Origin of the sequence: Hanstruepera neustonica, from assembly GCF_002895005.1 — a bacterium.
GTDB lineage: Bacteria > Bacteroidota > Bacteroidia > Flavobacteriales > Flavobacteriaceae > Hanstruepera > Hanstruepera neustonica.
Map to the genome: position 1 here is coordinate 1 of NZ_POWF01000005.1, position 19,778 is coordinate 19,778.

At 35.9% G+C, this 19,778-nt stretch carries 18 protein-coding genes; 10 read left to right on the top strand and 8 right to left on the bottom strand.

Annotated elements, in window-relative coordinates:
• Positions 1-287 precede the first annotated feature (287 nt).
• From C1T31_RS09245 to C1T31_RS09260, 4 genes are all read left to right on the top strand, one after another.
• Positions 288-854, top strand: a complete 567-nt coding sequence (locus C1T31_RS09245; protein WP_103052219.1) for a hypothetical protein — start codon at positions 288-290, stop codon at positions 852-854.
• A 212-nt stretch (positions 855-1,066) separates the two neighbouring features.
• Positions 1,067-1,705, top strand: a complete 639-nt coding sequence (locus tag C1T31_RS09250) for a hypothetical protein (protein WP_123912655.1) — start codon at positions 1,067-1,069, stop codon at positions 1,703-1,705.
• Positions 1,706-1,966: 261 nt separating this feature from the next.
• Complete coding sequence (locus tag C1T31_RS09255; RefSeq protein WP_103052221.1) at positions 1,967-2,158, top strand: hypothetical protein; 192 nt, start codon at positions 1,967-1,969, stop codon at positions 2,156-2,158.
• Between the two features lie 532 nt (positions 2,159-2,690).
• Complete coding sequence (locus C1T31_RS09260) at positions 2,691-3,824, top strand: hypothetical protein (protein ID WP_103052222.1); 1,134 nt, start codon at positions 2,691-2,693, stop codon at positions 3,822-3,824.
• Between the two features lie 74 nt (positions 3,825-3,898).
• Here the strand turns inward: C1T31_RS09260 and C1T31_RS09265 are convergent, their stop codons facing one another.
• From C1T31_RS09265 to C1T31_RS09280, 4 genes are read right to left on the bottom strand one after another with little or no spacing between them, the layout of a single operon-like run.
• Complete coding sequence (locus tag C1T31_RS09265; protein WP_103052223.1) at positions 3,899-5,353, bottom strand: lipopolysaccharide biosynthesis protein; 1,455 nt, start codon at positions 5,351-5,353, stop codon at positions 3,899-3,901.
• Positions 5,354-6,634 (bottom strand): glycosyltransferase, encoded by a 1,281-nt coding sequence (locus tag C1T31_RS09270; protein ID WP_103052270.1) that lies wholly within the window; start codon positions 6,632-6,634, stop codon positions 5,354-5,356.
• Entirely contained in the window at positions 6,624-9,056 is a 2,433-nt protein-coding gene (locus tag C1T31_RS09275) for a YfhO family protein (protein ID WP_103052224.1), read from the bottom strand. Before C1T31_RS09275 ends, C1T31_RS09270 begins: the two co-directional genes overlap by 11 nt.
• 29 nt (positions 9,057-9,085) lie before the next feature.
• Positions 9,086-9,361, bottom strand: coding sequence for a DUF4834 family protein (locus C1T31_RS09280; protein ID WP_103052225.1), 276 nt, complete (start codon positions 9,359-9,361; stop codon positions 9,086-9,088).
• Positions 9,362-9,463: 102 nt separating this feature from the next.
• Here C1T31_RS09280 and C1T31_RS09285 point away from each other — a divergent pair, with 102 nt between their 5' ends.
• Positions 9,464-10,465, top strand: coding sequence for a transporter (locus C1T31_RS09285; RefSeq protein WP_103052226.1), 1,002 nt, complete (start codon positions 9,464-9,466; stop codon positions 10,463-10,465).
• 15 nt (positions 10,466-10,480) lie between these two features.
• Entirely contained in the window at positions 10,481-11,599 is a 1,119-nt protein-coding gene (locus C1T31_RS09290; protein ID WP_103052227.1) for a GTP cyclohydrolase, read from the top strand.
• A 53-nt stretch (positions 11,600-11,652) separates the two neighbouring features.
• Here C1T31_RS09290 and C1T31_RS09295 read toward each other — a convergent pair whose 3' ends face one another.
• From C1T31_RS09295 to C1T31_RS09305, 3 genes are all read right to left on the bottom strand, one after another.
• Positions 11,653-12,912 carry an aminotransferase class I/II-fold pyridoxal phosphate-dependent enzyme gene (locus tag C1T31_RS09295; RefSeq protein ID WP_103052228.1) on the bottom strand — a complete coding sequence of 420 codons (1,260 nt, stop codon included), beginning with the start codon at positions 12,910-12,912 and terminating at the stop codon, positions 11,653-11,655.
• A 137-nt stretch (positions 12,913-13,049) separates the two neighbouring features.
• Positions 13,050-14,090 carry a PLP-dependent cysteine synthase family protein gene (locus C1T31_RS09300; protein WP_103052229.1) on the bottom strand — a complete coding sequence of 347 codons (1,041 nt, stop codon included), beginning with the start codon at positions 14,088-14,090 and terminating at the stop codon, positions 13,050-13,052.
• A 77-nt stretch (positions 14,091-14,167) separates the two neighbouring features.
• A complete protein-coding gene (locus C1T31_RS09305; RefSeq protein WP_103052230.1) occupies positions 14,168-16,225 on the bottom strand; it encodes a S9 family peptidase in 2,058 nt (685 codons plus the stop codon).
• Between the two features lie 70 nt (positions 16,226-16,295).
• Here C1T31_RS09305 and C1T31_RS09310 point away from each other — a divergent pair, with 70 nt between their 5' ends.
• Together C1T31_RS09310 and C1T31_RS09315 are read left to right on the top strand one after the other, a co-directional pair.
• The gene (locus tag C1T31_RS09310; protein WP_103052231.1) at positions 16,296-16,619 is read left to right on the top strand and encodes a YbaB/EbfC family nucleoid-associated protein; all 324 of its coding nucleotides are present in this window, start codon (positions 16,296-16,298) and stop codon (positions 16,617-16,619) included.
• A gap of 98 nt (positions 16,620-16,717) precedes the next feature.
• Positions 16,718-17,047 (top strand): YegP family protein, encoded by a 330-nt coding sequence (locus C1T31_RS09315; protein ID WP_103052232.1) that lies wholly within the window; start codon positions 16,718-16,720, stop codon positions 17,045-17,047.
• Between the two features lie 51 nt (positions 17,048-17,098).
• On the opposite strand, the gene C1T31_RS09320 is transcribed toward C1T31_RS09315, so the two are convergent.
• On the bottom strand, positions 17,099-18,121 hold the full coding sequence (locus tag C1T31_RS09320) for a threonine aldolase family protein (RefSeq protein WP_103052233.1): 1,023 nt from the start codon (positions 18,119-18,121) through the stop codon (positions 17,099-17,101).
• Positions 18,122-18,220: 99 nt separating this feature from the next.
• Between C1T31_RS09320 and prfB the strand changes: the two genes are divergently transcribed.
• Positions 18,221-19,331, top strand: a protein-coding gene (prfB, locus tag C1T31_RS09325) for a peptide chain release factor 2 (protein ID WP_123912656.1) whose coding sequence is annotated in 2 segments (ribosomal slippage) — positions 18,221-18,283 and positions 18,285-19,331 — 1,110 coding nt in all. Because the reading frame shifts where the segments join, the coding sequence is not laid out codon by codon here.
• A gap of 12 nt (positions 19,332-19,343) precedes the next feature.
• Entirely contained in the window at positions 19,344-19,685 is a 342-nt protein-coding gene (arsC, locus tag C1T31_RS09330; RefSeq protein WP_103052235.1) for an arsenate reductase (glutaredoxin), read from the top strand.
• Positions 19,686-19,778: the final 93 nt, after the last annotated feature.

Here is a 19,778-nt window from a genome sequence, read left to right on the forward strand (position 1 = left end):
TTTAAGTAGAAAAGAGAGGGGATTATCAATGTTGACGAACTTAAATGTTCTACGGCTATATTAACCTTATTCCTCTCTTTTGTTCTTTCTGATTATATAATAAATTTAGTGATTTGTAAACTTAAGACGGCTATAATTCCTTTAGACTTTCCTTGCGGAAAGTCCTCGCAAATTTGCTATCTTTCGGTCACGGCGGGCACGAGTATGAAATGCGAATTGGCGAAGCAAAATCCTAGCGGATTTCCCGCAACGAGCCATACACAAATACGTTGTGCCCAATTTCAAGAATGAGAGATATTGAAAAATTAATTAAGGAAATTATTCCACCGCCAACTCGCGAGGAAAGGGAAGGATTTACAAATGACAAAATCATTGCGGGACTAAACAAAGAGGAGTTTTTAGAAGTTGAAAAAAGATTAATTGAGGAACTGAATGAAAAGGATGACCTATTGATTGGGCAAACGTTGGTCGATATGAAATCCGAAAATGCTCTGCCAGTTCTGGCTAAACGACTCGAACAAAAAGATTCTCATTTTGAGAAAATTACGTGGGCTGCTCTAATAAATGACCTCAAAAAGGGAGATTCCGAAATGGAAAAAATAGCTTTTGAACAATTTGAAAAGTTGGAATTCATTTATGCTGTGCAAGGCTGGATTTTTATGGACTTAATAAAATTCAACAGCCCAAGAATAAGTGAACGGATTGAAAAATACGTTAACCACAAATATGACTTGGTTGCTCACCACGCCAAAATGGTTCTGAATTATAATGGTTATGCGGATTCATATAATTACGTTGAACCTAAAAAATGGTGGAATTTTGGAAATAAAAAAACTAACCAAAACAATGTATAACCGTAATTACGGCGGATTCGACTACGTCCGGCACGAGCACAAAGTGCGAACTGGCGAAGCAAAATCCTACGGATTTTCTCCGCAACGGAATCATAGCCAAACCGTTGTGTGTCATTTTGAGAAAACTCGTTACTCAACAAAAACCATTGTTCACTCATTATAAATTTTGTGATTAAAAATATTGAAAGATATTTGAGAACCTTATTTAAAAAATGAAATTATTTGTTATAACATTACTCTTAATGCTTGTTCTTGGTTGCAAATCCCAAAGTAAATCCAACCAAAAAAGAACCGAATTAAAACAAACTATTAATAGTTCAAAAGAGCAAGAAAATTATCGGATTCAAGAGTTTTTTAAAAGAATTTATGAGAAACAATCTTACTCGATTTACCCTAAAGAGATTAAAGAAATTACCATTGATGAAATTGAGTGGGTTAATGAAACAAAATTTATATATGATGACAAATCATTCAAAATTTATGAAAAAAACGAAACCCTCAAATTGATTTTAAAAAAAGGCATATTATATCCTCAATTATTTAGTGGTTTCTCAACTGAACTACGTAAATCTGATAATGAACTTGATTCTCTTTCTGTTTCAGACAGAGCTTTTTACGAAATGAGCAGAGGCGACAATCTTACAATATCTAATTTGGAAGAACTTAAGTTTCTATCTGAATCACCGAAAATTAAAAGATTTAGATTTTGGGTAATGTTTCCAAAAACTACAAATGCTAGAGAATATATGATTGAGTTAACTAACGAAAATGCTGATAAAAACACTGAATTAAAAGAGTTTATAGAGAATTCCAAATTAACATTTTTAAAAATGAGTAATATAATAATCTGACAAAAAACGAACACACAACAATGGATAACCGCATTTGCTCCGCCAGTTCGCTGCGCTCAAGGTAGGCTAGAATCTACTCGGAATTAGCTGCGCTGAACCTAAAGGTTTGCTAACGTCAGTTCTTAACCAAAAATTTTTAACTTTAATCCCGTAATTGACGGTTATACGAGACCGTTGGCAATAATTTTAATATATGGCGAATAAAAAGAAAGGGCAACTAACTTAAAACCTATCAGAAAAGTAAATAGAAAGCGCAGAAAAATGAACCAAATAAAAAATATATTCAACAAGATAAACTCGTGGTTCAGAAATATAGTGCTAGACGACGTGGATAAGACGTATGACGGACCACTTCCTTATCATAAAAAATTTGGAGAGGTAAAGAAGCGTACTGATAAAAAGAATGAAAGAATTGAGCCAGGTGATTGGTTCAATAGTGGTACTATAGGTTAAAAAACTTTTGGTAGCACCCTGTATAGCTCATTGCGGCTAATATTAGTTTAATTATTTTATCTATTCCCAACTTCTAATTACCCATGTTACTTTAGTTATTACTTACAACATTTGCGTTATTGGGTACAACACTTCCGTTATTGGTTACCGCACTTCAGTGATTGAGTGGTACACTTCAGTTATTGGTAGGAACATTTCAATGATTGGTTGGTACACCTGCGTGATTAAGTGGTACACTCAAGTGATTAGACGTTACACTTCCGTTATTGAGTGGTACACTTGAGTTATTGGTAGGAACATTTCATTGATTGGTTGGTACACTTAAGTTATTGGTCGTTCCAGTTGCGTTATTAGTCATTCCAGTTCAGTGTTTGGTCATTCCAGAGTTTTGATCAGTTGTTCCAAACTTCTTATTAAAAGCCCCATAAACAAACAGCCAAACCCCAAAATCAACTAATTAAAAATAACCCGTTTTCATCTTTGGCACGTTGTTTGTTTTTAATGAAGTGAGTTTAATTAAAACCCTGACATTATGAAAAAAATAATCTATCTATTAACAGCGCTATTGGTTACCAGTACCGGTGTTAATGCCGCTACAACCACCAAAGCAGATACTAGTTTAGAGAATACAACCTACCGAGGTTATGGTGAAAATTTCATCTTTGTTGAGGGTGGTATTGAGTTTTCCGTCTTCCCTGATGGTCAATTTGATTTTTATATGCCCCATTATGGCCCTAATGTCAACGTCGCCATTAATTCGCCAGGCGTGAGTATTAGTTTTAATTCTGGTTATAACTACAATCCTTATGTACAGTATGACGAATTTGGTGCGATTATCCAAATAGAACATGTGCCTGTGTTTTATGACTTTTATGGACGGGTTATTCAAGTAGGTGATATTTTTATCAACTACAATTCGCTGGGTTATATTTCGCGTGTAGGTGGACTTTATGTACACTACAACCGTTTTAATAGATTCTCATATTGTACGGGGTTTATCAATCCGTTTAATCGCGTGTACGTTTTTAGACCATGGCATACTTATTATAGAATTCCGGCCATAAACCATTGCGTGGTTTACAACAGACCTTATAGACAGTATTACACACCTGTTAGATACGCCTATACCACACCATACCGTAATAATTATAGACGTACAACAGCTGTTGCCAGTAGACGCGGGAACACCGTTTATAGAAGTCGCGATTTGGCTACCGTACGCCGTGGAGATGGAAGACGTAATGATGCCATTGTCAACACGGCACGTTCAGCAAGACGTGAGATGAGTACTAACTCTGACAGAGCGACCCGTAATAACCGTTCGGCAATGTCGCAAGGTTCAGAAAGAAATAATCAGGTTAAAAGCACGGCAAGTACCCCAAGAAACAGAGGGACTGTAAATAGTATGGGTAAACCTAATAGAAATAGCGAGCAAGTGAAACCACGTACTACAAAGCCCACCCAAAAAGCGCAAGTACGTAATTCTAGAAGTAACCCAGTGAGATATTCGGGTACTAACCGTAATGCTACAGGAAAAACAGCGACTTATAGAAAAAATAACACTTTTGGAAAACCAAAAGCTACAAATTCTCGTATATCTAATAAAGGAAATAAAACAACTACCAGAGGCGCCAATTCAAGATCGCAATCTGGTAGAGGACGATAAAAATTTTTTGGTTGGTTAGTTAGAAAGTCCTGCGAATAGTATGCCTCAAAGCACATTCGTGGGATTTTCTCGTTTTAACGCTTCAGCAGTTTATTCATAATAGCGGTAATGTCTTCAGAAAAATTAAGTGCATACACGATGAATCCATAAAACGCTGAAATGAGAATAGATTTAAAAGTGATATTCACCAAGGGGTGAAAACCAAAATCCCAGAAATAGAAGATACCCAAACTCACAATTATCAGGATCATAACTTTGGTCGTACTGAAGGTAAACGGCAACATTTTAAACTTGAAATTCACAAACCATATTTTAGCCAAATTGTATAACAGTACTGCCATAAAAGTGGCTGCTGCTGCCCCATTGATACCGTATAATGGAATAAAAATTATATTGAGCACAATCGTTAAAATTGCTAAAAAAACACCCAGTATCAAAACCATGCGGTAGTAATCGCTATTAAATAAAATGGCGTTATTATTACCCAACAAACTATCGATAAGTTTGGAAACGCCTATGATAAAAACTATCAGTAATCCATCCACATAACTGTCGTTGATTAGCTTGTACAATTCATTGATGTTGAGAATAATTAATAAAAATATAAATCCGCTAATAATAAACAGATTAAGTGAACTCTTTTGATAGAGTAATTTTAACTCATATTTGTTATTCTCATTTAAAAGTTTTGCCGTTAAAGGGCTTACAATCTGGTGCATAGACCGACTAGGCACACTAATAACTGATGCAATGTAAATTGCCACACCATAATAGGCCACGTTTTCAATAGCCACATACCGATTGAGCATAAACTTATCAATTTCCAAAATAATATTGGCTACCGATCCAGCAATGATAATCAATGAGGTGTACTTTAAAACCGATGATAAATTGGGAATTTTAGTAATTTTAAATGAAGGGAATCTTAAACTGTAAGCATAGAGTTTCATAATGACCATGCGCAAGAAATATACACCCGTAATACCATAAATCAATTGCTCGACTGTAATCCAATTCATAAATAAGCACAGTAACAATATAGTTGTGCCAACCCTATGAAAGACTTCTTTCATAAAATTGCCAAATACACTCTGCATTTGCACTCTTGACCATGCATAAAAGACTTCGAAATACGAAAAACAAATGGCCGTAACAAAAATGAGCCATACATAATTACCCACTATGGCATTGTTTCCTATAAACCACTGACTAATACCATCAAAAGCCAAATACCCAATTATCCCCAAAGGAATGATGATAGCAAATGGTAAAAACAGCATCAACATCAAAAAGCTATTTTGTGTCTGACGAGTTTTATAAGACGAATAGAATTTAATAATGGTATTATGAACCCCAAATGCCAAAATAGGCATCATCACATTGGCAGTAGACAAAATATAGGTAATCAAACCAAAATACTCATCACTTAAAAACTGGGTGAATAAAAACAAGACGTTAATAGCGCCTATACCAAACCCGAGATAGGTGATAATAGTGTTTTTAATTGATTGGTTAACAACAATACCCATTTATAAGAGTTCTGCTAAAGTTTTGGTTAATGTCTCTCTACTATATTTTTGTAAGCCAATACCGTATGATTGAAGCTTACCCTCTTTATAACTCAAATAATGCTTATAAATTACATCTTTTAATGCTTGATGCGCATCATAGTAAAAATATTGGCCTGTATTGGTTTCCCTTAAAATGCCCTCAACATCCGAACCTTTAGGCCCCAACGCCACAATAGGTCTATTGGAAACCATATACTCGAATAACTTACCAGGAATTATGCATTTGGTGTCGTCATTATCTATTTCAACCAAAACTAAAACCTGCGATTTTTTTTGATATACAATAGACTCATTATGTGATACATAACCTATGTTACTTACATAACTACTTATACCGTAAGATTCAATAGACTTTAAGACCTCGTCACTAACTGAACCTACAAAAATGAGTTCGAAATCAGCTGCAAAATCTGTGTTTTCATCAATCAATTCCTTAAGTACCAACCACAGGTTTTCTGGATTTCTTTCAGAAAGCAAGGAACCAATATGCGCCATCGAAAACTTTGAGTCCAAAGGGGGTTGCTTTACTTTATTCACATCATAACCATTGGTAATTACCGTAATCGGCCGATTGGTTTTCTGTGTAAACTCGCGTTTTGTAACCTCGCTAGTAACAATTAATTGATCGGCTTTTTTAAGTACCTGGTTTTCCAATTCCAAATGCTTTTTTTTAGCCATGTTCGTTAATCGCAGCTGTTTGTGGTAACCTATGGTTGTCCAAGGGTCTCTGAAATCAGCTATCCATGGAATTCCTTTGAGCGCCTGTAGTTTTAAACCAATGAGATGTAAACTATGTGGGGGACCAGTTGTTATAACGGTTTCAATATTAAAATCATCAATATACGTGCTCAAATATTGAACAGAAGGACTTACCCATTGCTTTCTGGCATCAGGAATAAACAAATTGCCCCTAATAAATAAGAGGAATTTATCAATAATAGATTGTGATTTATCTTTAGGAATGATACCCTTACTGATTGTTTTTGATTTCTTTTTGGATAATATTCCTGCCCACTTATAAGGCTCTCTTATGGCTTGTTTAATTATGGTAACATCTTCTGGAACTTCATCAATTAGGCTTTCATCCACAATAGGATAATGGGCATTTGAAGGAATATACACTACAGGCGCAATATCATATTGAGGCAAATATTTAACAAACTTCAACCAACGTTGCACTCCAGGCCCTCCAGCTGGTGGCCAATAATAGGTTATGATGAGTACTTTTTTAGGCACTATGTTTTGAGGTTTTCTTGAACTTGTAAAATAAGCCTCCAACTAACAATATCATAAAAATGATACTGCTCGCCAATGAAATTTGACTCCCCGTTTTAACCACCTGTGGGTCAAACTTAAACTCGATAGTATGCTTGCCTGCGGGCACTTCCATACCACGCAACACATAGTTTACGCGGATATGTGGCACTGGTTCCCCATCAATAAAGGACTGCCACCCTTCGCCGTAATATATTTCAGAAAACACTGCGAAACCTTCTTTTGAGTTGGTCGATTCATATTTTATGTAGTTAGGCTTGTAATCGACTACAGCCAATTGTGCCGTTGAATCCACTTGATAGACTTTGTTACCTAGCGCTTCCTCATCACTGGTTTTGGTGTATATCGCTTTGGTCTTGGTGTTCAAACTGTCCAAAAGCATCATCTCTTCGTTGGCGGAATCCACCAACTTAAGTTCCTTGACAAACCATGCATTACCATTGGCATCGGTGTTGGTATATGGAACCACTTGACCTTCTTCATCTTCAGCAATAATATACTTGGTATTTAACATGTTAAGTACATTGATATTGTTTTTGGAAATGTGAAAATCATTCAATTCATTAAAACGCTTGAGTTTGGCGGCATGATAACCACCCAATGAATTATGGAAATAAGCTGCTCGCGCACCTCCAGAAGTTAAATCAAAGACCCTAAAGTGGGTTTTGTCTTTTAAAATTTCAGTATCCGCTTGATTGGGACTAAAGGGTCTGTTCACCTGAATTGATGAAACGAAATCATCATTGTTAACATAACGACGGTCCACTCCTACCAAATCAAATAAAATCAATACAGAGAATGATACTATGGCTATGGTTTCGGATACTTTCTTTTTAATAAACAACCAAACAACGCCTGCTGCCAAGATTACTAAAATAAGAGTTCGTAGACTATCCTGCGAAAAAATCATTTTTCTATCGGCCTTAACAGCATCAATGAATGGTTGCCCATAATTTTGTCTATAAAACCCATCGTTAACACCAACAAAATCGAATAATGTCGATTTCAATAAGAATACTATTAAGGCAAAACCAGCCGTAATACCTACAGCATACTTTAATGCTTTTAATTTGGTTTGTTCATTCTCATAATTATTGAATAATCTCACAAGACCAATAACCCCCAAAACGGGAATACAGAACTCCAAGATGACCTGAATGGAACTCACAGCCCTAAACTTATTGTATAGCGGTACATAGTCAATAAAGAAGTCCGTTAAAAACCCCAAGTTTTTGCCATAGGACAACAATAGCGACATAATAGTACCTCCAACCAGCCACCATTTCAAACGGCCTTTCACTAAAAACAAGGCTAGTACAAACAAGAATATTACTACAGCTCCAACGTAAGCCGGCGCTTCTACAATGGGCTGATCACCCCAATAAGTTGGTATTTGTTTCGTTTGTTCCAATGCTTGCAATGGCGTCGCACCTAAACTCAAAAAATAGTCATAGGATGCCGAATCTTTTCCCACATCTTCATAGCTTCCGCCACCCATAAATCGTGGGATATACAGATTGAATGTTTCCAAAAACCCATAGCTGTATTCTGTAATATAGTCCTTGCTTAAGCCATCGGTAACCTCTTTGGGACTACCATCAGGGTTTATAGTCAGTTCACTTTTACTTCTTGTGCTTTCTTTAGCATATTCTTGAGTGGCTAAAAACCCTGTGGCATTTAAACCAACTGCTAAAACGACTGCAACTATTAAAATACCAACTGATTTAAAATAATGTGGTAGCACTTGTTTTTTATAAGCATCTACCAAATAAGCCACTCCTAATATGATAACCAGCAACATCAAATAGTAGGTCATCTGTGGGTGGTTGGCAACCAATTCCAGTGCCAACGCCAAGACAGTCAGTAGAAACCCTGTAACATATTTTTTCCTAAATGTGAGAATGATACCACTTAAAACCAAGGGCATATAGGCAATTGCATGCGCCTTACTGTTGTGCCCTACTCCCAAAATAATAATGAGATAGGTTGAGAATCCAAAGGCCAAAGAACCCAATGCGGCCAACTTAAAATCCACTTTAAGCACCAGTAATAACACATAGAACCCCAGAAAATACAGAAATAAATAATCGGCTGGTCTTGGTAAAAACCGTAAGGCTAAATCCAATTGTTTGATATAGTTATTGGGATATTTTGCACCTAATTGATAAGTAGGCATCCCACCAAAGGCACTGTTGGTCCAATAGGTTTCTTGGCCTGTTTTGGCTTTGAAATCCTTTTGTTGTTTAGACATTCCGATATAGTGTTTAATATCGTTTTGAAATATCTCTTTTCCTTTTAAAACAGGGCTAAAATAAGCGAGTGAAATACAAATAAACCCAATAAGAACCCAGATGTGAGGTAAGCACTTTTTAATAGAAAATTGCATGAATCGGTGTTAATCAATGATTGCGAAAATTAATCAATTTCTTCGTAATCTACATATTCACCAACGTTTTTATTTGAAGTTTTGGATTGTGGCATTTTATCAATAACCGTTTCCCCTTCCTTTTTTTGGGGCTCTTGCCGATTGTATTGATTAAATTGCTGCCCGAATTGCTTTTCAGCCTTTTTAGTAACATATCGTAACAATGCTGGAGCAAAAATCCGGGATAGGATTTTGATGCCATAATACACCAACATAATTATTAATATGGTTTTCAACAAGCCAGTAAAAGAAGCTGTTTGCAGCATAATATTAATTTTTAACAAAAATACGATTCCTAGTGGTTAAATATGGCTTTATATACTTAAAAAAAATATAAAATATCTATATTTGGTTCCAAAGCTTAACTTATGAAACCCATTAAAACTATTTTAGTTGTACTTGTTTCACTTACAACGTCCTACTCCTTTTCCCAATATACTGAAGTTATCAATTCCAATAGACCTGGTGTTTCAAGCAGTGCCTTTTCAGTGGGAACTAATGTCATTCAGTTGGAAGTTGGCCCTTATATGCTCAATGAAGAACACCGCCCTTTGAGAAGAGATGATAAGAGCATTGGCGTTGATTTTGAAGGACGTTATGGCTTATTATGGCCACAGTTGGAATTGAATGTTCGAGGAACATTCCAATCAACTAAAAGAGAATTTACTGGCTCTATTGCTAACGATGAAACGTTTAGCAACTTTAAAACACTAACCATTGGTGCAAAATACTTGGTTTACGACCCTTATAAAAACGCTGAAGAGGAAAAACCAAACTTGTATAGCTGGAAAGCCAATCATAGCTTTAAATGGAAGCATCTTATTCCAGCTGTAGCCGTATATGCTGGCGCCAATTACGATATAAAAGATAATCCATTTTTAGATCCGCCGGGCGGAATTGAAGGCTTCAGCCCTAAAATCATGGTGGCTACCCAAAATAATTTTGCGGGCGGCTGGGTATTTGTAACTAATTTTATAAAAGACAGAATCGGTACTGACCGATCTGATTTCACTTACATTTTAACCCTAACCAAGTCTATCACAGACCAATGGGTTGTTTTTGGTGAAACCCAAGGCATTAGCAGTGATTATTATGCGGATAATTTAATTCGTTTTGGCGGTGCTTATTTATGGCACAAGAATTTTCAATTAGATACAGCATTAACATTTAATACGAAAGATACCCCTTCAGTATTTGGTGTGACTTTGGGCGCTTCTTACCGATTGGATTTTCATAAAGACAAGGAAGAAAGCGATGGGACTTCAGCTGAAGAAGAGTTGGAACGACGCACCAATCAAGAAGCCCCAAACCGAAAAGAACGAAAAAGAAAAAAACGAAAAGGCAATGATTTTGATGACGGCCTAAATTAGTAGCAGAAACGATTTATGATAGAACTTTTAGAAGTTAAAAGCAAAAAGGAACTTAAATCCTTTGTTACCTTCCCTTTCAATTTATATGCTGGTTCCAAATATTGGGTACCACCTATCATCACTGATGAGATGGCGACTTTTACCAAAGATAAAAATCCGGCTTTGGAACATGCCGATGTCCATTTGTATTTAGCTAAAAAAAATGGCGCTATTGCTGGTCGCGTAGCAGCAATTATAAACTGGACCGAAGTTAAAGAACAACAGGTTAAAAAAATGCGCTTTGGATGGTTTGATGTCATTGATGATTTTGAGGTTTCAAAAATGTTGTTGGACAAAGTTACCGAAATAGGCAAATCCCATAATTTAAAATTTATAGAAGGCCCTGTTGGATTTTCTAATTTAGATAAGAATGGTGCTTTAACTGAAGGTTTTGATCATATTGGAACCATGGCAACCTGGTACAATCACGCTTATTATATAGATCATTTTAAAAAATATGGACTGTCCATCGAAAAGGAATATATAGAAAGTAAATTCGATTTTAAAAAAGCGCCAGTTGATCGTTTTAAAAGAGTTAATACATTAATTAAAGAGCGCTATAATTTAAAACCTGCCAATTTTACCAATTCTAAAGACATCATTCCCTATTTAGATGATATGTTTGCCTTGTTTAATCGTTCTTATTCCAAACTATCAACCTTCGTCCCTATTTCAGGCAAACAACAAGAATACTTAAAGAAGAAATTCATTAGTTTTATTAATCCCGAATATATCAAGTTTGTTTTGGATTCCAATGATAACATGGTTGCTTTTGCCATCGTATTACCTTCCTTCTCAAAGGCCTTGCAAGAGGTCAAGGGTAAGTTGTTTCCTTTTGGATTTTTAAAACTATTGAAAGCTAAAAAAAATAGCAAAACGGCCTTATTTTATTTAATAGGCGTTGATCCGCACTATCAAAATAAAGGGGTTACCGCTATTATTTTTGAAGAATTCCATAAATCACTATCCAAAAATGGTATTGACACTTGCATTAGATTACCAGAATTGGCAGACAATCATGCATCGCATCAGATATGGAAGGATTTTAATGCACAAGTCATTAAAAGACGGGCTACATTTAAAAAACTATTATAAAAAAAGCCTATTCAATTGAATAGGCTTTTTAATCAATTCTTTATTAGATATTTTTACTCACCCATAGCAGCCGAAACTGAAGCTGACAAGCGCTTGTAAGTACCATTTTCCAATCGGTTACGAATAGCATCAAAGGCATCTAAAGTTTCCCTTACATCTTCCAATGTATGCGTTGCAGTAGGAATCATTCGTAGTAAAATTAGTCCTTTAGGTATCACAGGGTAAACCACTATAGAACAGAATATTCCATAATTTTCACGTAAGTCTTTTACCAGTGCCATAGCTTCAGGAATACTACCTTGTAGATATACCGGTGTTACGCAACTTTGGGTCGTTCCTATATCAAAACCTCGCTCCTTTAATCCTGATTGCAAAGCATCAACAATGGTCCATAAATTCTTTTTGAGTTCCGGCATGGTACGTAACATGTCCAAACGTTTTAAAGCACCAACCACCAATTGCATTTGCAGTGATTTTGCAAACATCTGTGACCTTAAATTATATTTCAAGTAATCTATAATTTCCTTATCGGCAGCAATAAATGCTCCCGTACTAGCCATAGACTTCGCAAAAGTGGCAAAATACACATCAATGCCATCCTGTACACCTTGTTCCTCACCCGCTCCTGCTCCTGTTGCTCCTAAAGTTCCAAAACCATGCGCATCATCAACAAAAAAGCGGAAGTTATATTTTTCCTTAAGCGCTACTATTTCTTTTAGGCGACCTTGCTCTCCTCGCATACCAAACACACCTTCAGATATCACTAAAATACCACCACCAGTCTGTTCAGCCATTTTAGTGGCACGCTCCAAGTTTTTTTCTAAACTTTCAACATCATTGTGTTTGTAGGTAAAACGCTTACCCATGTGTAAACGCACACCATCAATAATACAAGCATGCGCATCAACATCATATACAATAATATCGTCTTTAGATACCAACGCATCAATGGTTGATACCATACCTTGATATCCAAAATTTAGTAGATAGGCGGCTTCTTTATTCACAAATGCTGCCAACTCATTTTGTAGTTGCTCGTGCAAATCGGTATGACCAGACATCATTCTGGCTCCCATTGGATAAGCAGATCCATATTTGGCTGCTGCTTCGGCATCCACTTTTCGAACTTCAGGGTTATTGGCTAATCCTAAATAATCGTTGATACTCCAGGTAATAACTTCTTTACCTTGAAATTTCATACGATTGGATATTTCGCCTTCCAGTTTTGGGAAAACAAAATAGCCCTCGGCTTGAGAGGCCCATTTCCCTAGAGGTCCTTTATCTCTATATATTTTATCAAATAAATCTTTCATAAAGCCATTAATCTAGTTAGATGCTACAAAATTAAATATTTATAAAATCCCAGCATAATAATTTTTGACACTGTTATTAACAAAAAAGATAGCTAACTTTTAAAGAAAAGCTAGCTATCACATATATTTTTTTTAAACTACTTTATAAACTCAATACTTTCTAAAGCTTCTTCATTTATACTGTCAAAGAAACCTTGTTCATTCATCCATTTATCACTGTAAATCTTACTCATGTAACGTGAACCATGATCTGGGAATACCACCACCACATTGGCATCTTTTTCAAATGCACCTTCTTCGTTCAATTGCTTAATTGCCTGCATGGCTGCTCCAGAAGTATACCCAACAAATAATCCTTCAGTTTTGGCAATTTCTCTAGCTGTATGGGCACTCTCTTCATCCGTTACCTTAACAAATTCATCAATGACATCAAACTCGGTAGCGGTTGGAATTAAGTTTTTACCTAAACCTTCAATTCGGTATGGATATATTTCCTTTTCATCAAATTCTCTGGTTTCATGGTATTTCTTTATAACCGAACCATAGGCATCAACACCAATTACTTTAATGTTAGGGTTTTGTTCTTTTAAATATTTGGCTGTACCGGAAATTGTTCCACCCGTACCACTGCAAGCAACCAAATGCGTTATTTTTCCTTCTGTTTGTTTCCAAATTTCAGGACCTGTTGATGCATAATGTGCATCGATATTTAATTGATTGAAATACTGGTTGATATAAACCGAACCTTTGATTTCTTGATGTAAACGTTTAGCTACTTCGTAATACGATCTTGGATCGTCTGCACTAACATGGGCAGGACACACATAAACCTTGGCTCCCATGGTTTTCAACATGTCTATTTTATCTAAAGATGATTTTGAACTCACTGCTAAAATGCAATTGTAACCTTTAATGATGCTTACCATGGCTATACTGAAACCAGTATTACCTGAAGTTGTTTCAATAATGGTGTCACCAGGTTTTATAATACCTTGCTTTTCGGCTTGTTCTATAATGTAGAGTGCAATTCTGTCTTTTGAAGAGTGTCCGGGATTAAATGCTTCAACTTTAGCGTAATAATTCCCTTTAAATGGTTTTGTGATAGTATTTAATCTAATAAGTGGTGTGTTTCCTACCAAATCCAATACGTTGTCAAAAACTTGATTTTTTCGTCCCATAAAAGTTTTTTAGTGAGCGTTTTTAAATTTATTTAAAATACGGCCCAAAACCTCGCAAAAATACAATTTTTTTTTAACTAGCTATAAATTCCTTCCAAATCCAATAAAAAAGCATACTCAAGAGCAACTTCCTTCAAACTCTCAAATCGACCAGAAGCTCCACCGTGTCCTGTATCCATATCAACATGCAGTAACAATTTGTTATCATTGGTTTTTAGGTCTCTTAATTTGGCCACCCATTTGGCAGGTTCCCAGTATTGAACCTGTGAGTCATGTATTCCCGTTGTTACTAACAAATGCGGGTATTCTTGTTTTGAAACATTATCGTAAGGAGAATAGGATTTCATGTAATCGTAATAGACCTTATCATTGGGATTCCCCCATTCATCGTACTCACCAGTCGTCAGCGGAATACTATCATCTAGCATCGTGGTAACAACATCAACAAATGGGACCGCTGCAATAACCCCTTTATATAGCTTCGGCTCCATGTTTATTACGGCACCCATCAATAATCCTCCAGCTGAACCTCCATAAGCATAAAGATGCTCGCAAGAGGTATAACCTTGTTCGATCAAGAATTTTGAGCAATCGATGAAATCATGGAATGTATTTACTTTTGTTAATAACTTTCCATTTTCGTACCAATCGCGACCTAAATATTCTCCGCCACGAATGTGTGCGATAGCATAAATAAAGCCTCTGTTCAGCAAACTCAATCTAATAGTTGAAAAATAAGGATCAATAGTAGACCCATAAGATCCATAGGCATATAATAAAAAGGGATTGTTAGCATTCTTTTTCATACCCTTTTTGTAGACTAGTGATATAGGAACTTTGACTCCGTCTCTAGCTACAGCCCATATACGCTCTGACTGATAATCTGCTTTATTAAAATCCCCTAGCACCTCCTGTTCTTTTTGAACAATACTTTCTTTGGTTTTAAAGTTGTAATCAATTACTGAACTTGGGGTCGTTAGGGAGTTAAACGAGTATCGCAAGACATCACTGTTAAACTCGGGATTGTTGCCTACATAGGCCGTGTAGGTTTCACTATTAAAAGGCAAATAGTAATCTTCCTGACCATCCCAACTGATAACCCGTAATTTATTGAGTCCGTTTTCACGTTCGTTTAAAACATAATAATCCTTAAATATTTCAATATCTTCAATTAGTACATTATCCCTATAAGGAAGTACATCTTTCCAGTTTTCAATTCCAGTGGCATTTTCATGGGTCTTTTGCAATTTAAAATTGCTACAACCATCGCGATTGGTAATAATATAAAATGAATCCTGATAATGTGAGATGGCATACTCAACACTTCTAATTCGTTCTTGGAAAACGGAAAACTCCTTGTTTGGAGTATCCGCATTCAAAATTCGATACTCTGAAGTTAATGTACTTGAAGAGCCGATTACAATATATTTTCGAGACTTGGTTTTATAAACATAGGTATTGAAAGTTTCATCTTTTTCATGATATACCGGAACATCAAGCTCCGGATTCGATTGCAACACATGCTTGTAGATTTTGTGTGCACGAAGCGTTACTTTGTCCTTTCTGGAATAGAACAAGGTTTTATTATCATTTGCCCATGTACAGCTACCAGTGGTGTTTTCAATTTTATTCTCAAAAATTTCACCAGTAATTAAATCCTTGATTTGAATAGTATACTGTCGTCTACTGACTGTGTCAACTGAAAAAGCAGCATATTGATTATTAGGACTGATAGAAATCCCTCCCAATTTAAAATAGGCGAAATCTTGTGCCATGATATTGCAATCAAACATAATCTCTTCAGCAGCACTCAAAGTTCCCTTTTTTCGGGCATAAATTGGATAATCCTTACCCGTTTCATATCTGGTGATATACCAATATCCATTGTAAAAATAAGGTACCGAAGAATCGTCTTCTTTGATTCTTGATTTCATTTCTTCAAAAAGAGCCTTTTGAAGTGGTTCCGTGTGCTTTAAAATGGATTCCGTATACGCGTTTTCAGCTTCTAGATAGGCTCTAACTTCTGGGTTTTCACGTTCGTTAAGCCAAAAGTAGTCATCTACACGTACATCGCCATGTTTCTCTAGTTTGTGAGGTTGTTTTTTTGCAACGGGTGCTATGACTGATTTTTTCAAAAAAAGAAATTTACAAGGCGTCAAAAATATAAAAATTAATAGCTTTGTAATCAATAAAAAAGAATAAATTATGTTTGGAGATTTAATGGGAATGATGGGCAAATTGAAGGAGACCCAAAAAAAAGTAGAAGAAACCAAAAAACGTTTAGATACTGTATTAATTGATCAGTCCAGTAATGATGGAAAATTACAAGTGACCATTACTGCCAATAGAACTCTTAAAGATATTTCAATTGACGAAGAATTATTTCAGGATAAAGAACAATTGGAAGACTATTTGATACTGACTTTAAACAAAGCTATCGAACGAGCAACCGAAGTTCACGAAAGGGAGATCGCAGCAGTCGCTAAAGATGGCATGCCTAACATTCCAGGTATGGATATGTTTAAGTAAAGCCAAAGTTTTAACAGAAATTTCATATTGAACAAGCTAAATAACTGCTTAAAAAGTGGTATTTTAAGTCTGAATTTTAATATTAAATCTTTAAAACTATGTTCGAACTATTTCAAAGTGAAAACAACCAAAAATTTTATTTCAATTTAAAGGCTAAAAACGGTCAAATCATTTTATCTAGCCAAGGCTATGCTGATAAGGCAGGAGCCAAAAACGGCATTGAGTCTGTTAAAAAAAATTGTTCAGATGACAGTAAATTTGAACGCAAAACGGCATCAAATGGTAAGTTTCATTTCAACATAAAGGCGGCCAATGGTCAAATTATTGGGAGCAGTCAAATGTATGCAGGCGAATCAGGTATGGAAAACGGCATTGAGTCAGTAAAAACAAACGCTCCTGGAGCTGATGTTGAGGATAAAACCGCCTAAATGAAAATACCTTATTTTTTTTAAAAGCACCTACCATAGGTGTTTTTTTGTTTAAAAAGTAAGTTCTTTTAAAATAGACAGAAACTTGCTATGCATCGTGTCGGTATAATCCAAATGGGTCACGATACGCAGTTTGCCACTACCCATACCAATTAACTTGATACCTTCTTTGTCTAGTGATGAAATGAATTGATCCTCATTGACAGTATCATTCAATTCAAAAATAATGATATTGGTTTCTATGGGTTCAACAGATTTTATGTATGACTGATTAATTAAAACCGCACCAATTTCCTTAGCGCGCTTATGATCTTCGGTTAATCGATTTATATTATTATCCAATGCATACAATCCTGAAGCTGCCAAATATCCTACTTGGCGCATATTACCACCAAAAACTTTCCGAATTCGCACCGCATCTTTCATAATTTCCTCATCACCTATCAAAACGGAACCTATTGGACAACCTAGACCTTTACTTAAACAGACTGAAATGGTATCAAACAGCTCTCCATATTGCTTTGGGGATTCGTTTTTTTCAACCAAAGCATTCCAAATTCGGGCGCCATCTAAATGAAAACCTAATTCATGTTTGTCACAGACTTTTCTGATTTTTTTAATTTCTTCAAAATCCCAACAAGAACCACCACCTCTATTTGCCGTATTTTCTACTTCAACCAAGGTTGTTTTAGCATAATAAAAAGCATCAGGGTTAATAGCTTCCTCTACTTGCTTTGCAGTAAACATACCACGTTTGCCATCCAACAATTTACAAGAGATTCCGCTATTAAATGACGCTCCACCAGCTTCATAATTATAAATGTGCGCTGTTTTATCACAAATAACCTGTTCACCTGGCTGTGTATGCAATTTTAAAGCGGTTTGATTGGCCATGCTACCACTAGGAAAAAACAAAGCCCTTGGTTTACCAAACATATTGGCTAAACGCTGTTCCAAAACCTTAACTGTAGGGTCTTCATCAAAAACATCATCGCCAACTTTGGCCTGCATCATGGCCTCTAACATGCCTTTAGATGGTCTTGTAACAGTATCACTTCTTAAATCTATTATCATTATTAACTTTTAAAGTATAAATCTATAAAATAAATCACGTTAAATTTTAAGAAACTATTTTAATTTTTAATTTTGTAGTCCATAAAAACAATACCATTTATGATTACTTCAGATCAAATAAAAGATCTTAATACACGCCTAGTGAAGCTACGGCACTATCTTTGACATAGATGCCAAACTTATAGAAATTCAAAACGAAGAAGAACAGACTTTTGATCCCAATTTTTGGAATGACTCCAAAGCTGCCGAAGCCGTTATGCAATCCTTGCGCGGCAAGAAAAAATGGGTCGAAGATTACAATAAAGCCAAAGAACTTGTTGAGGATTTAGAGGTCATTTACGAGTTTTATAAAGAAGGTGAATCAACTGCCGAAGATGTTGAAAAACGTTTTGAATCTGCCAAAACCCTAATTGAGAATTTAGAGTTTAAGAATATGCTTTCTGAAGAAGGCGATAATTTAAGTGCTGTATTGCAAATAACTGCCGGAGCTGGTGGTACCGAAAGCTGTGATTGGGCCAGTATGCTTATGCGTATGTATTTGATGTTTGCAGAAAAAAGCGGTTTTAAGGTTAAGGAATTAAACTTTCAGGAAGGCGATGTTGCTGGTATAAAAACCGTAACGCTCGAAATTGAAGGCGATTTCGCATTTGGTTGGCTTAAAGGTGAAAATGGCGTGCACCGATTGGTCCGGATTTCTCCTTTTGATAGTAATGCCAAACGTCATACCAGTTTTGCATCGGTTTACGTATATCCTTTAGTTGACGACTCTATTGAAATTGAAATAAATCCTGCTGACATTGAAATAACCACAGCCCGATCCAGTGGCGCCGGCGGACAGAATGTCAACAAGGTTGAAACCAAAGTTCAACTATTGCACAAACCATCTGGCATTCAAATTCAATGTTCTGAAACACGCTCACAGCATGATAACCGAGCACGTGCCCTACAGATGCTAAAATCTCAATTGTATGAAATTGAATTGCAAAAGCAAATGGCACAACGTGAAGATATTGAAGCCGAAAAAATGAAAATTGAATGGGGAAGCCAAATCCGAAATTATGTGATGCATCCCTACAAATTGGTTAAAGATGTTAGAACCAGTCATGAAACAGGTAATGTGGATGCCGTAATGGATGGGCATATTGAACCCTTTTTAAAAGCCTACTTAATGATGATGGGACAAAAAGAATCTGAATCTGAAACCTTATAAACTATAATTAATATGATAACTATTTACCATAATAATCGTTGCAGAAAATCACGTGAAGGGCTGGGCATTCTTGAGCGTTCAGGTAAACCTTTTGAAATTAGAAAATATCTGGAAGACACACTTTCGGAATCTGAATTGAAGAACCTCTTATCCAAATTAGGTATCAAACCCATAGATTTGGTCAGAAAAAATGAAACCATTTGGAAAGAAAGCTTTAAAAATAAAGATTTGACCGATGCACAGGTTATTAAAGCTATGGTTGATAATCCTAAACTGATAGAGCGACCCGTAGTTATCAATGGCAATAAAGCCACAATAGGTAGGCCACCGGAAAAGATATTAGAAATCATTTAAACCCTTAAGCTTCAATTACCAAAAATTGAAGCTTTTTTATTTAACATAGTTTTAACCAAAGTGGTCTAAGCCAAAGGTTATTTTTGCAGTCCT

Excerpts from the sequence above, each read along its gene's own strand:
- C1T31_RS09265 (WP_103052223.1), bottom strand. The coding sequence starts at position 5,353 with ATGGGTATTGTTGTTAACCAATCAATTAAAAACACTATTATCACCTAT.
- C1T31_RS09285 (WP_103052226.1), top strand. The coding sequence starts at position 9,464 with ATGAAACCCATTAAAACTATTTTAGTTGTACTTGTTTCACTTACAACG.
- C1T31_RS09315 (WP_103052232.1), top strand. The coding sequence starts at position 16,718 with ATGTTCGAACTATTTCAAAGTGAAAACAACCAAAAATTTTATTTCAAT.
- C1T31_RS09280 (WP_103052225.1), bottom strand. The coding sequence starts at position 9,361 with ATGCTGCAAACAGCTTCTTTTACTGGCTTGTTGAAAACCATATTAATA.
- C1T31_RS09300 (WP_103052229.1), bottom strand. The coding sequence starts at position 14,090 with ATGGGACGAAAAAATCAAGTTTTTGACAACGTATTGGATTTGGTAGGA.
- C1T31_RS09295 (WP_103052228.1), bottom strand. The coding sequence starts at position 12,912 with ATGAAAGATTTATTTGATAAAATATATAGAGATAAAGGACCTCTAGGG.
- C1T31_RS09255 (WP_103052221.1), top strand. The coding sequence starts at position 1,967 with ATGAACCAAATAAAAAATATATTCAACAAGATAAACTCGTGGTTCAGA.
- C1T31_RS09310 (WP_103052231.1), top strand. The coding sequence starts at position 16,296 with ATGTTTGGAGATTTAATGGGAATGATGGGCAAATTGAAGGAGACCCAA.
- C1T31_RS09290 (WP_103052227.1), top strand. The coding sequence starts at position 10,481 with ATGATAGAACTTTTAGAAGTTAAAAGCAAAAAGGAACTTAAATCCTTT.
- C1T31_RS09260 (WP_103052222.1), top strand. The coding sequence starts at position 2,691 with ATGAAAAAAATAATCTATCTATTAACAGCGCTATTGGTTACCAGTACC.
- C1T31_RS09250 (WP_123912655.1), top strand. The coding sequence starts at position 1,067 with ATGAAATTATTTGTTATAACATTACTCTTAATGCTTGTTCTTGGTTGC.
- C1T31_RS09245 (WP_103052219.1), top strand. The coding sequence starts at position 288 with ATGAGAGATATTGAAAAATTAATTAAGGAAATTATTCCACCGCCAACT.
- C1T31_RS09320 (WP_103052233.1), bottom strand. The coding sequence starts at position 18,121 with ATGATAATAGATTTAAGAAGTGATACTGTTACAAGACCATCTAAAGGC.
- C1T31_RS09275 (WP_103052224.1), bottom strand. The coding sequence starts at position 9,056 with ATGCAATTTTCTATTAAAAAGTGCTTACCTCACATCTGGGTTCTTATT.
- arsC (WP_103052235.1), top strand. The coding sequence starts at position 19,344 with ATGATAACTATTTACCATAATAATCGTTGCAGAAAATCACGTGAAGGG.